Source organism: Streptomyces sp. NPDC002788 (assembly GCF_053592115.1).
Genome location: NZ_JBSFVB010000008.1, coordinates 181630 through 195095 on the forward strand (window position 1 = coordinate 181630; position 13466 = coordinate 195095).

A 13466-nucleotide genomic window follows, 5' to 3' on the forward strand; every position below is an offset into this window, starting at 1 on the left:
ATGCCGCCGAACGCGCAGGGCGCGCCCTGGGCGCGGACCCGCCTGCGGACCGCGCCCGTGTCCGCCCTCGTCTTCGGGGTGCTGGTGCTGCTCACGGCGTTCCTCGCGGCCGTCCTGCCCCGGGCCGTCGAGCGGTACGGGACGGAGGGGCTGCGCGAGGCCGTCGCCGAGGCCTCCCCCGAGTCCACCGTGCTGGAGCTGAAGGCGCCGCAGCCCGGTCTCGAACGGCCGGACCGGGCCCGGGCGGACGCGGTGCGGCCGGAGGCGCTCGCGGCGGTGGACGGGCAGACGCGGGCGCTGCTGCCCGCACCGCTGCGGGCGGACCCTGCCGAGTCGGCGTACGGAGTGCGGACCTCGAAGAGCCTGGAGGCACAGGACGCGTCACTGCCCCGGCCCGAGGGGGTGCCGCCCCGGTTCACGCTGTTCGCGCAGTCGGGAGCGGCCGGGCACGCCATCGTGCGGGAGGGCCGGCTGCCCACCGCGGACACGTGGGTGACGGTGGGCACCAGGGTGGTGGAAGGCGCCGTGACCACCGGGACCGCCCGCACGCTGGGGCTGCGGACCGGCTCGACGCTCAGCCTGGCCGGCTACCCGGACGGGCCGCTGACCGTGCGGATCACCGGCATCCTCGAACCCCGGCATCCGGAGCGGAGTTACTGGTCCGCGGAACCGGTCCTGCGCACACCCACGCTGGCATCCACCGGCAGCCGTCCGCCGCTGTTGTACTGGGAGGCGGGCGTCCTGCTGACGCCCGGGGCCGCACCGGCGCTGCTCGGTGGCCAGGGCGAGCCGGAGAAGTACTGGCGGTTCGCGCCCGCGTCCGGGCGGCTCACCGCGGCGGACGCCTCGGTGCTCGTCGACGCGGTCGCGTCCCTCGAGGACGGGCCGGGGCTGGTGCGGATGCGCGGGGCCGCCGGTCCGACGGCGCAGCTGACCACCGGCCTGGAGCAGGTCGTCGGCTCGTACACGCGGACCCGTGACGCGATCACACCCGTGGTCGCCGTCGCGGTCTTCGGGATCGCCGCCGTCGCCCTCGTCGTCCTCGTCATGAGCGGCGGCCTGGCCGCCGCGCGCCGCGACGCCGAACTCGCCCTGCTGCGGGCCCGGGGCGGTTCACTGCGCGGTATCGCCGGGCGGCTGCTGGCCGAGACGGCGCTGCCGGCGGTGCCCGCGGCGGCCTGCGGTGCGCTGCTCGCCGTGCTCGTGGTGGACGAGGCCCGGCTGCTGCCCTCCGTCCTCGGTGCGGGCGCCGTGGCACTGCTCGCCTGTGCCGTGCTGCCGGTGCGCGCGGTCGTGGCGCACCGCCGGCCGCGGGCGCACCGGGAGCGCGACGACCTCGCGCACACCAGGCCCGGCGGGCGCCGCACGGTCGCCGAACTGACCGTGCTGGTGCTGGCCGTGGGCTCGGTTGCGGCGCTGCGGCGCCGCGGCGCGGGTGGGGCTGGCGACCTGCTGGTGAGCGCCGCCCCGGTGCTCGTGGGGGTGGTCGCCGCGCTGGTGCTGGTCCGGCTGTATCCGCTGCCCCTGCGGTGGGCCGCAGGTCCGGCCGGGCGGCTGCGCGGCGTGGTCGGGTTCCTTTCGCTGGCCCGCGCGGGCCGCTCGCCGGCGGCGGTCGCCGTGCTGCCGCTGCTCGCCCTGCTGACCGCCCTGACGATGGCGGCGTTCGGGGGGTCGGTGCTGACAGGCGTGGCGGACGCCCGGGACCGGGCCGCGCTGCTCGCGACGGGCGCGGACGCGCGGATCGACACGACCGACGGCACCCCGCTCCCGCCGGGGCTGGCGCGGGCGGTGCGGGATGTGGCGGGGGTACGGCAGGTCACGGCCGTGAGAGTCGAGTACGCCTCGGAGGACGCGTCCGACGAGACTCAGTCGCTGCCGGTGGTCGGGGTCGAGCCGGAGACGTACGCGGAGGTGGCCCGACAGATGGACCTCGGGGGTTTCACGCCCGACCGATTGGAGGCCGGGGGCGGGGTGCGGGCCGCCGTGGCCTCCCCCGGGGTCGCCGAGCGGCTAGGGCGGGAGCCGCGCCGGATCGTGACGTCGGGCGGAGCCGTCACGGTGCGGATCACCGCCGTGCGCCCCCGCACCCCGGCCGCGCCCGAGGGCGATTTCCTGCTGGTCGACTCGGCGGGTCTGAAGGGCTCCGGAGGTCCCACGACCCTGCTGGCTGCCGGTGCCGGACTCGACGTGAAGGCGCTGCGGGCGGCGGTGCGCGGCACCGGTTCGAACCTCTCCGTGACACTGCGCGGCGAGGAACGCGCGGCCCTGTCCGACTCGCCGTTGCAGGCGGGCGCCGAACGGATCTACGTCTGGGCCGCCGTCGCGGGCGCGGGATACGCCGTGTTCGCCCTGGTGCTCGGCCTGCTGCGGTCCGCCCCGGAGCGGGCCGCGCTGCTGGCCCGGCTGCGCACCATGGGCCTGACGGCGCGCCAGGGGCGGCAGCTGCTCGGCCTGGAGGCACTGCCCCAGGCGCTGCTCGCGGCCGGCGGGGGCATGGCCGTCGGCTGGGTCACGGTTCGGCTGCTCGCCCCCGGCATCGACCTGGACCGGCTCGCCCTGGCCGGCGGCTCCGGCGTCACGGCGCCGCAGGGTGCCGTGCTGCGGGCCGGCGTGTGGTCACTGGCCCTTCCCGCCACTGGCGCGGTGCTGCTGGCGGGGGCGGTGGCCCTGGCGCAGACCTGGTGGGCGGGGCGCCGGACACCGATCACTCACCTCAGGGCGGGAGACATGCGATGAGCGGTATGACGGAGTCGCTCGCGGAGCTGGAGCGGCGGGCGGCGCGGCACCGCGACCGACCCGCGTACGGGCACGACGCCCTGATCGCCTGCGACCGGCTGGTGCGGATCTTCTCCAAGCGCGGTGGCGGGGACGCCGTGGAGGTGCAGGCGCTCCAGGGGCTCGATCTGCTGGTGCGGGAGGGCGAGTTGATGGCCCTGGTGGGGGCGTCCGGCAGCGGCAAGTCGACGCTGATGAACATCCTCGCGGGCCTGGACGTCCCGACCGCCGGGACCGCGAAGGTCGCGGGCCGCGATCTGCTGGCGATGGATGCGAAGGCCCGGTTGCGGTACCGGCGCGAGGTGGTCGGTTTCGTCTGGCAGCAGACGGCACGCAATCTGCTGCCGTATCTGACGGCGGCGCAGAACGTCGCGCTGCCCATGCAGCTCGCGGGCCACTCGCGCAGGAAACGGGCCGGGCGGGTGGACGACCTGCTGGCCCTGCTCGGCGTCGCCGACTGCCGGGACCGGCGTCCGCAGCAGATGTCCGGCGGTCAGCAGCAACGTGTGGCGATCGCCGTGGCCCTGGCCAACGCACCCGCCGTCCTGCTCGCCGACGAGCCGACCGGCGAGCTGGACTCGGCGACCGGGCAGCAGGTCTTCGCGGCGTTCCGCAGGGCCAACGAGGAGCTGGGTACGACGGTCGTCGTGGTCACGCACGACCAGGCGGTCGCCGGCGAGGTCCGCCGCACGGTCGCGATCCGTGACGGCCGCACCGCGACGGAGGTACTGCGCCGCACGGAGGTCGACGAGGCGGGCCGGGAATCCCTGGTGGCCCGTGAGTACGCGATGCTCGACCGCGCGGGTCGCCTCCAGCTGCCCGCCGAATACACGGCGGCGCTGGGCATGGCGGACCGGGTGCTGCTGGAGCTGGAGGAGGACCACATCCAGGTGCGGCCGGACGACGACGGGAACGTGACCGGCTGAGGACGTGCGACAGCGCCTGCCCGGTCGTCCGGTCGGGGACTGCGGGGCAGACGCTGTCGGTGTTCCGCACGCCTTTGTGCGGGACGTCTTGTGAGGTGCGGTCAGACCGCCAGCGCGCGGTCCGTCGGGCGGATCGGCGCCGGCAGCTCGCTCACGCCCGTGAGGGCACGGTCCACCCCGCGCGCCGCCGAACGGCCCTCGGCGATCGCCCAGACGATGAGCGACTGGCCGCGCCCGGCGTCACCGGCGACGAACACGCCCGGCACGTTGGTCTGGAAGTCGGCGTCGCGGGCGATGTTGCCGCGCTCGTCGAGTTCCAGGCCGAACTGCTCGACCAGGCCGTTCTCGCGGTCGGTGCCGGTGAAGCCCATCGCCAGTGTCACCAGCTGGGCGGGGATCTTGCGCTCCGTGCCGGGCTTCGGGGTCAGCTTGCCGTCGATGAACTCCACCTCGGTGAGGTGCAGCCACTGCACGTTGCCGTCCTCGTCGCCCTCGAAGTGGGTCGTCGAGACGGCATAGACGCGCTCGCCGCCCTCCTCGTGGGCCGAGGTGACCTTGTAGAGCATCGGGAAGGTCGGCCAGGGCTGGTTGACGGGGTGCCGCTCGTCGTTCGGGCGGGGCATGATCTCCAGCTGCGTGACGGAGGCCGCGCCCTGGCGGTGGGCGGTGCCGACGCAGTCCGCGCCGGTGTCGCCACCGCCGATGACCACGACGTGCTTGCCCTCGGCCGAGATCGGAGTGGTGACGTAGTCGCCCTCCTGGACCTTGTTGGCCAGCGGCAGGTACTCCATGGCCTGGTAGATGCCCTTGAGCTCGCGGCCCGGCACCGGCAGGTCGCGGGCCGTGGTCGCGCCGACGGCCAGGACGACCGCGTCGTAGCGCTTCTTCAGGTCCGTGGCCTTCAGGTCGCGGCCGATCTCGATGCCCGTGCGGAAGCGGGTGCCCTCCGCGCGCATCTGCTCGATACGGCGGTTGATGTGCCGCTTCTCCATCTTGAACTCGGGGATGCCGTAGCGGAGCAGGCCTCCGATGCGGTCCGCGCGCTCGTAGACGGCGACGGTGTGGCCGGCGCGGGTCAGCTGCTGGGCGGCGGCCAGACCGGCCGGGCCCGAGCCGACGACCGCGACCGTCTTGCCGGACAGGCGCTCCGGGATCTGCGGGGCGACGTCTCCGGTCTCCCACGCCTTGTCGATGATCGAGACCTCGACGTTCTTGATGGTGACCGGCGGCTGGTTGATGCCGAGCACACACGCCGACTCACAGGGAGCGGGGCACAGGCGGCCCGTGAACTCCGGGAAGTTGTTCGTCGCGTGCAGACGCTCCGAGGCGGCGCCCCAGTCCTCGCGGTAGGCGTAGTCGTTCCACTCGGGGATGAGGTTCCCGAGCGGGCAGCCGTTGTGGCAGAACGGGATGCCGCAGTCCATGCAGCGGCTGGCCTGCTTGCTGATGATCGGCAGCAGGGAGCCGGGGACGTAGACCTCGTTCCAGTCCTTGACGCGCTCCTCGACGGGGCGGGACCTGGCGACCTCGCGCCCGTGGTTCAAAAAGCCCTTCGGGTCAGCCATTGATCGCCGCCTCCATCATCTTCTCGTGGGTCTCGTTCTCGGAGAGACCGGCTCGCTCGGCGGCGTCCTTGGCGGCGAGCACTGCCTTGTAGGTGCTGGGGATGATCTTGCTGAAGCGCTCGACGGCGGTGTCCCACTCGGCCAGGAGCTTCTCGGCGACGGTGGAGCCGGTCTCCTCCTGGTGGCGGCGGACCACGTCGTGCAGCCACTGCTTGTCGGTCTCGTCCAGCGTCTCGACGGCGTCCAGGTTGCCGGCGTTGACGTTGTCCCGGTCGAGGTCGATGACGTACGCGACACCGCCGGACATGCCGGCCGCGAAGTTGCGGCCCGTCTCGCCGAGCACCACCGCGTGGCCACCGGTCATGTACTCGCAGCCGTGGTCGCCCACGCCCTCGGAGACGACCGTCGCGCCGGAGTTGCGGACGCAGAACCGCTCACCGGTCTTGCCGCGCAGGAACATCTCGCCGCCGGTGGCGCCGTAGCCGATGGTGTTGCCGGCGATGACGCTGTACTCGGCGAGGTGGTCGGCCGCGCGATCGGGGCGGACGATGATCCGGCCGCCGGACAGGCCCTTGCCGACGTAGTCGTTGGCGTCGCCCTCCAGGCGCAGCGTGATGCCGCGCGGGACGAAGGCGCCGAAGGACTGGCCGGCAGAGCCGGTGAAGGTGATGTCGATGGTGTCGTCGGGCAGGCCCGCGCCACCGAACTTCTTCGTCACCTCGTGGCCGAGCATGGTGCCGACCGTGCGGTTGATGTTGCGGATCGCCACCTGGGCGCGCACCGGCTGGGCGTCGTTGGCGCCGACCGCGGCGAGCGCGTCGGCGGCGAGCTTGATGAGCTCGTTGTCGAGCGCCTTCTCCAGGCCGTGGTCCTGGGCGATCGCCTGGTGGCGGACCGCGCCCTCGGGCAGCTCGGGCACGTGGAACAGCGGCGCCAGGTCCAGGCCCTGTGCCTTCCAGTGGTCCACGGCGCGGGTGACGTCGAGGGCCTCGGCGTGTCCGACGGCCTCCTCGATGGAGCGGAAGCCCAGCTCGGCGAGGATCTCGCGGACCTCTTCGGCGATGTACTTGAAGAAGTTCACGACGTACTCGGCCTTGCCGTTGTACCGCTCGCGCAGCACCGGGTTCTGCGTGGCGATGCCGACCGGGCAGGTGTCCAGGTGGCAGACGCGCATCATGACGCAGCCGGAGACGACGAGCGGCGCGGTCGCGAAACCGAACTCCTCGGCGCCGAGCAGCGCGGCGATGACCACGTCGCGGCCGGTCTTCAGCTGGCCGTCGGTCTGCACGACGATGCGGTCGCGCAGGCCGTTGAGCAGCAGCGTCTGCTGGGTCTCGGCGAGGCCGAGCTCCCAGGGGCCACCGGCGTGCTTGAGCGAGGTGAGCGGGGAGGCGCCCGTGCCGCCGTCGTGGCCGGAGATGAGGACGACGTCCGCGTGCGCCTTGGAGACACCCGCGGCGACCGTGCCGACGCCGACCTCGGAGACCAGCTTCACGTGAATCCGCGCCTGCGGGTTCGCGTTCTTCAGGTCGTGGATCAGCTGGGCCAGGTCCTCGATGGAGTAGATGTCGTGGTGCGGGGGCGGCGAGATGAGGCCGACGCCCGGCGTCGAGTGACGCGTCTTGGCGACCCACGGGTAGACCTTGTGGCCGGGCAGCTGGCCGCCCTCGCCGGGCTTGGCGCCCTGGGCCATCTTGATCTGGATGTCGTCGGAGTTGACCAGGTACTCGGAGGTCACGCCGAAGCGGCCGGAGGCGACCTGCTTGATGGACGACCGGCGGGCCGGGTCGTACAGGCGCTCCGGGTCCTCGCCGCCCTCACCGGTGTTGGACTTGCCGCCCAGCTGGTTCATGGCGATGGCGAGGGTCTCGTGCGCCTCCTGGGAGATGGAGCCGTACGACATGGCGCCCGTCGAGAACCGCTTGACGATCTCGGAGACCGGCTCGACCTCGTCGACCGGAACGGGCTTCCGGTCGGACTTGAAGCCGAACAGGCCGCGCAGCGTCATCAGCCGCTCGGACTGCTCGTTCACGCGCTCGGTGTACTTCTTGAAGATGTCGTAGCGGCCGGAGCGCGTGGAGTGCTGGAGGCGGAAGACCGTCTCCGGGTCGAACAGGTGCGGCTCGCCCTCGCGGCGCCACTGGTACTCGCCGCCTATGTCCAGCGCGCGGTGCGCCGGGGCGATGCCGGACGCCGGGTAGGCCTTGGCGTGCCGGGCGGCGACCTCCTTGGCGATGACGTCGATGCCGACGCCGCCGATCTTGGTGGCCGTGCCGTTGAAGTACTTCGCGACGAAGGCCTCGTCCAGGCCGACGGCCTCGAAGACCTGGGCGCCGCGGTAGGAGGCGACGGTCGAGATGCCCATCTTGGACATGACCTTCAGCACGCCCTTGCCGAGGGCGTAGATGAGGTTGCGGATGGCCTGCTCGGGCTCGATGCCGGGCAGGAAGGTCCCGGCGCGGACCAGGTCCTCGACGGACTCCATCGCCAGGTACGGGTTGACGGCGGCGGCGCCGTAGCCGATGAGCAGGGCGACGTGGTGGACCTCGCGGACGTCACCGGCCTCGACCAGCAGGCCCACCTGGGTGCGCTGCTTGGTGCGGATGAGGTGGTGGTGGACGGCCGCGGTGAGCAGCAGCGACGGGATCGGCGCGTGCTCGGCGTCCGAGTGGCGGTCCGACAGGACGATCAGGCGGGCGCCGTTGTCGATGGCGGCGTCGGCCTCGGCGCAGATCTCCTCGATGCGCGCGGCCAGCGCGTCACCGCCGCCGTGCACCCGGTACAGGCCGGACAGGGTCGCGGCCTTGAAGCCGGGCATGTCGCCGTCGGCGTTGATATGGATGAGCTTGGCCAGCTCGTCGTTGTCGATGACCGGGAAGGGCAGCAGGACACTGCGGCAGGAGGCCGCGCTCGGCTCGAGCAGGTTGCCCTGCGGACCCAGCGAGGAGCGCAGGGAGGTGACCAGTTCCTCGCGGATCGCGTCCAGCGGCGGGTTGGTGACCTGCGCGAACAGCTGGGTGAAGTAGTCGAAGAGCAGCCGCGGACGGTCCGACAGGGCGGCGATCGGCGAGTCGGTGCCCATCGAGCCGATCGGCTCGGCACCGGCCTTGGCCATCGGCGCGAGGATCACACGCAGCTCCTCCTCGGTGTACCCGAAGGTCTGCTGGCGGCGGGTGACCGAGGCATGGGTGTGCACGATGTGCTCGCGCTCGGGCAGGTCGGACAGCTCGATCTCGCCGGCCTCCACCCACTCGGCGTAGGGCTTCTCCGCCGCGAGCTGGGCCTTGATCTCGTCGTCCTCGATGATGCGGTGCTCGGCGGTGTCCACGAGGAACATGCGGCCGGGCTGCAGGCGTCCCTTGCGCACGACCCTGGCCGGGTCGATGTCGAGGACGCCGACCTCGGAGCCGAGGACGACGAGGCCGTCGTCGGTGACCCAGTAGCGGCCGGGGCGCAGGCCGTTGCGGTCGAGGACCGCGCCGACCTGGGTGCCGTCGGTGAAGGTGACGCAGGCCGGGCCGTCCCAGGGCTCCATCATCGTGGAGTGGAACTGGTAGAAGGCGCGCCGGGCCGGGTCCATGGAGTCGTGGTTCTCCCACGCCTCCGGGATCATCATCAGCACGGAGTGCGGCAGGGAACGGCCGCCCAGGTGCAGGAGCTCCAGGACCTCGTCGAAGGAGGCGGAGTCGGAGGCGTCCGGCGTGCAGACGGGGAAGATCCGGTCGATGGCCTTGTCGTCGGAGCCGAACAGGTCCGAGACGAGCTGCGACTCGCGGGCCACCATCCAGTTGCGGTTGCCCTTGACGGTGTTGATCTCACCGTTGTGCGCGACGAAGCGGTACGGGTGGGCCAGTGGCCAGGACGGGAAGGTGTTCGTGGAGAACCGGGAGTGCACGAGCGCGATCGCGGAGGCGAAGCGACGGTCGGACAGGTCCGGGAAGAACGGCTCCAGCTGGCCGGTGGTCAGCATGCCCTTGTAGACGATGGTCCGCGCGGACAGCGACGGGAAGTAGACCCCGGCCTCGCGCTCGGCGCGCTTGCGCAGCACGAAGGCCTTGCGGTCGAGGTCGATGCCCTCCGACACGCCGTCGCTGACGAAGATCTGACGGAAGACCGGCATGGTCGACCGGGCGGTGGCACCGAGCAGCTGCGGCGCGACCGGCACCTCGCGCCAGCCGAGGACGGCCAGGCCCTCGTCGGATGCGATCGTCTCGATCTGCGAGACGGCCTCGGCGGTGGAGTCCTCCGGCAGGAAGGCGGTACCGACGGCATAGGCACCGGCCGCGGGCAGTTCGAATCCGGCCACGTCACGGAAGAAGGCGTCCGGGACCTGCGACAGGATGCCGGCGCCGTCGCCGGAGTCGGGCTCGGAGCCGGTGGCACCGCGGTGTTCGAGGTTGCGCAGGACGGTCAGAGCCTGTTCCACCAGGGTGTGGGACGCCTCGCCGGTGAGGGTGGCGACGAAGCCGACGCCGCAGGCGTCGTGCTCGTTGCGGGGGTCGTACATACCCTGCGCAGCAGGGCGAGCATCCATGAACGACCAGTTCCGGCCGTTCGTGGAGTGCTGGGACGGCTGGCGCGGCGTACGCATCGGCTCTCCCGTCGTCGTCATGTGGCATGTGCAAGTGCCGAGGGACGACGCTGGCCCTCGCGTGATCGCAAAATTTCGTGCAGGTTACATGATGGAGCGGTTCTCGGGAAGCGGGATAATCCGTTCCACCATGCGGACACTGCGGGTGCGCGGCGGGGGTACCGCGCCAGCAGTGGAAGCTGTGGGGGCCGCACGAAGCGATCGGTCGGATCGGTGTCCGTCGGCCCGGCGGGCGGGACGGGCGCCTTCACCCACCCCGCCGGGGTGCGCGGCGGGCGTCGTTGCCCGCAGCGCTTACGGCTCATGCCCAGTGGTTGCACATTCGAAACCAGCGAGTAACGGCTACCTATGCGGTCCTTTGCATAGGTCCGAGCCGCGCTATCCTACGGCCGTCCCGAACGCGGTGCCCAGGGCGTACGTCACACCGGCCGCCGCGCCGCCCAGGAGCAACTGCCGCAGCCCGCTGTACCACCAGCTCCGGGCGGTCACCTTGGCCACCACCGCACCGCACAGGAAGAGCCCCAGCAGGGCCAGCAGCACGGCCGGCCACAGGCTGCCCGCCCCCAGAAGATAAGGCAGCACGGGAACCAGGGCGCCCAGCGCGAAGGAGCCGAAGCTCGACACCGCGGCCACGGTCGGCGAGGGCAGGTCGCCGGGGTCGATTCCCAGCTCCTCCCGGGCATGGATCTCCAGCGCCTGCTCGGGATCCTCGGACAGCTGCCGCGCCACTTCCCGGGCCAGCTCCGGCTCGACACCTCTCGCCTGGTACAGCGCGGCGAGCTCGGCCTCCTCGTCCTTCGGGTGCTTCCTCAGCTCGCGCCGCTCCACGTCCAGCTCGGCCTCGACGAGCTCGCGCTGGGAGGCGACGGAGGTGTACTCGCCGGCCGCCATGGAGAAGGCACCGGCGGTCAGGCCCGCGAGTCCACTGAGGACGACGGTGTGCTGACTGACCGCCCCGCCCGCGACACCGGTCATCAGGGCCAGGTTGGAGACGAGGCCGTCCATGGCACCGAACACCGCGGGACGCAGCCAGCCACCGTTGACGTCCCGGTGCGTGTGGTTGTCCCGGTGCGCCTCATGGAGCGCCGCCTCGGTCTCGATGATGGCCATGGAAGATCCACTCCCCTTTGTTTGGACAGGTTCCAGATTTTTACAACACAGAAACTACGCCCTGAAATCCGTGCCCGCCAGCAAGGAAAGGCTGCGCTAACCTGCGGTTTTCCCCTTGTGCGCTCACTTGATCGTGAAGCCGCCCAGATGTCGACCGGGTGATGCTGGCGCTCCCGAGGCTCGGCCCAGCCGCCCCGGTGGGACACATGCCGTATGGCATCCATCGCCTGCATCCCCTCCGTCCCGTCGCCCGGGGACGCCGCCGAACTCCGCGCACGGGCCCGGGGCGCCCTGCTGGGCCTGGCCGTCGGTGACGCCCTCGGAGCCCCGGCGGAGAACATGAAGCCCTCCGAGATCCGGGCGCGCTGGGGCCGCATCACCGGGTTCGTGGCCGAGAACCCGGCGGGCACGGACGACACCGAGTACGCGATCTTCTCCGGTCTCCTCCTGGCCCGGCACGGCTCCGCCCTCACCCCGGCCCACGTGGAAGCGGCCTGGCACGAGCTGATCGCCGACCGCGACGAAGGCCCGTTCCGGGGTGCCGGCTTCAGCGAACGCGGCACCCTGGAGAACCTGCGCCGGGGCCTGGCCGCCCCCATCTCCGCCCAGCACCGGCACGCCTGGAGCGACGGCCTGGCCATGCGCGCGGCTCCCTTCGGGGTGTTCGCGGCGGGCCGCCCGGCGGAGGCGGCCCGGCTGGTCGCGATCGACGGCTCGGTGAGCCACGACGGGGAGGGCATCCACGGCGGCCAGGCGGTGGCGGCGGGCGTCGCGGCGGCGATGGCGGGCGCGCCGGCGACCGCGGTCGTGGCCGCGGCCCTCGCGGTCGTCCCCGACGACTCGTGGACGGCCCGATGCCTGCGCCGCGCGGCCGCGGTGGCGCACCGCGGCGAACGCGCGGTCCGCTCCGCGGTCGTCATCGGCGGCTACCCCTGGACCGATCTGGCCCCCGAGGCGGTCGCGCTCGCCTTCGGCGCCTACGCGGCGGCCGACGGCGACTTCGAGCAGTCGGTCTTGACAGCGGTGAACATGGGCCGGGACGCGGACACGACGGCTGCGGTGGCAGGAGCCCTGGCGGGTGCGACCCGGGGAGTGTCGGCGATCCCGGCGGCCTGGGCGACGGCCATCGCCCCGGCCCGGGGGTCATGCCTGCCGGCGATGGCGGGCTACCACGTACTGGACGTGGCGGACCTGCTCACACCGGCGGATGACGCCCCACCCGCCACCGCCGGCCCCCCGGCCCCGACGGACTTCGTTCTGGCGGCGGGCGACGGAATGGAGTCCTCCTCGTGACGGCACAGGCACCGGCAGCCGCCGAGGGCGCAGGCGCCGATGAGACCAGGGCCCCTCAGGGGACGGCCGCGGGCGCTGCGCGGGTGGGGGACAAGAGAGCCGAAGGCCTCCTGCTCGGACTCGCCGCCGGCGACGCCGCGGGCTGGCCCGCCGCCCGCCACCGAGCCGCCCGCATGCCCGAGTGGACCCGCCGCCTCACCCGCGAACTCGACACCTTCGCCGAGCACAACGCGACGACCACCCTCCCCGTCCCCATCGCCCTGAACCAGCCCCCCGAGCCCCTCCGCCTGGGCCCCTCCGACGACGCGGAATGGGCGGCCTTCGCCGCCGAGGCACTCCTGCGCGCGGGCGACCACACCGTCCTTGACGACCTCAGCCGGGACCGCCGCATCCGAGCCGCCATCGACCTCACCTGGACCGCCGTCGCCAGCGAGGTGGCCGCGGCAGCGGACCGCGCCCCGGAGATCGAATCCGCCGTCCTCCCCCTGCGCGCCCGCATCTCCGTCCGCGCCGGCCTCGGCAACCTCGCCACCGGCCTGCGCCCGCCCGCGACCGGCCACGACAACCCGCACTACTTCGACGACGCCGCCTGCGTACGTGCCTGCGTCCTGGCCGCGGCCCACCCCGGCGACCCCCCACGCGCCGCCGGCCTCGCCGAGTTCGACGCCCGCTACACCCAGGACGGCGACGGCGTCCACGGCGCCCGCGCGATGGCGGCGGCGCTCGCCCTCGCCCTGGCCGGCGCGGAGGTCGACGCCTGCGTCACGGCGGCCCTCGCCGAACTCCCCGAGGAGACGGAGATCGGCCGCAACGCCCGGCACGCCCTGACGCTCGCCACCGCCGCGGACAGCGCCTTCGCCCTGGTTCCGCCCCTGGAACACCAGATCGTCGACCACGTCTACAGCTACGGCGTCGCCGCCGCCGAGACGGTCCCGGTCGCCCTCGCCCTGGCCACCGCCGCCCGCGGCCGCATCGCGGAGGCGGTCCCCGCCGCGGCCTGCCTGTCGCGCGTCGCGGACTCCGCCCCAGCCCTGGCGGGCGCCCTCACCGGCGCCGTCGGCGGCGGCGCCTCGATCCCGGCCTCCTGGCGGGAGACCTGCCGCACCCTCTCCGGCTGCGTCCTCCCCCGCCTCACCGGCACCGACCTCGTGGAACTCGCCGGACTCCTGGAAGCCGCCCAACCGGCCAGCCCAGGTGGATGATGCG

The 13466-nt window shown here is 73.0% G+C and carries 7 protein-coding genes; 4 read left to right on the plus strand and 3 right to left on the minus strand.

All coding sequences use genetic code 11. The features are described 5' to 3' along the window. On the plus strand, positions 1-2736 hold the full coding sequence (locus ACWD1U_RS17135) for an ABC transporter permease (protein WP_451108261.1): 2736 nt from the start codon (positions 1-3) through the stop codon (positions 2734-2736). A 5-nt stretch (positions 2737-2741) separates the two neighbouring features. After that, the gene (locus ACWD1U_RS17140) at positions 2742-3701 is read left to right on the plus strand and encodes an ABC transporter ATP-binding protein (RefSeq protein ID WP_451108496.1); all 960 of its coding nucleotides are present in this window, start codon (positions 2742-2744) and stop codon (positions 3699-3701) included. 101 nt (positions 3702-3802) lie between these two features. Here ACWD1U_RS17140 and ACWD1U_RS17145 read toward each other — a convergent pair whose 3' ends face one another. From ACWD1U_RS17145 to ACWD1U_RS17155, 3 genes are all read right to left on the minus strand, one after another. Continuing rightward, on the minus strand, positions 3803-5266 hold the full coding sequence (locus ACWD1U_RS17145; RefSeq protein ID WP_451108262.1) for a glutamate synthase subunit beta: 1464 nt from the start codon (positions 5264-5266) through the stop codon (positions 3803-3805). Then, a complete protein-coding gene (gene gltB / locus ACWD1U_RS17150; protein ID WP_451108498.1) occupies positions 5259-9857 on the minus strand; it encodes a glutamate synthase large subunit in 4599 nt (1532 codons plus the stop codon). Before gltB ends, ACWD1U_RS17145 begins: the two co-directional genes overlap by 8 nt. Positions 9858-10235: 378 nt before the next feature. After that, positions 10236-10967 (minus strand): VIT1/CCC1 transporter family protein, encoded by a 732-nt coding sequence (locus ACWD1U_RS17155; protein ID WP_451108263.1) that lies wholly within the window; start codon positions 10965-10967, stop codon positions 10236-10238. Positions 10968-11180: 213 nt separating this feature from the next. On the opposite strand from ACWD1U_RS17155, the gene ACWD1U_RS17160 reads away from it, so the two are divergent. Further along, a complete protein-coding gene (locus tag ACWD1U_RS17160; protein ID WP_451108264.1) occupies positions 11181-12260 on the plus strand; it encodes an ADP-ribosylglycohydrolase family protein in 1080 nt (359 codons plus the stop codon). Positions 12261-12343: 83 nt separating this feature from the next. Beyond that, positions 12344-13462, plus strand: coding sequence for an ADP-ribosylglycohydrolase family protein (locus tag ACWD1U_RS17165; RefSeq protein WP_451108500.1), 1119 nt, complete (start codon positions 12344-12346; stop codon positions 13460-13462). Positions 13463-13466: the final 4 nt, after the last annotated feature.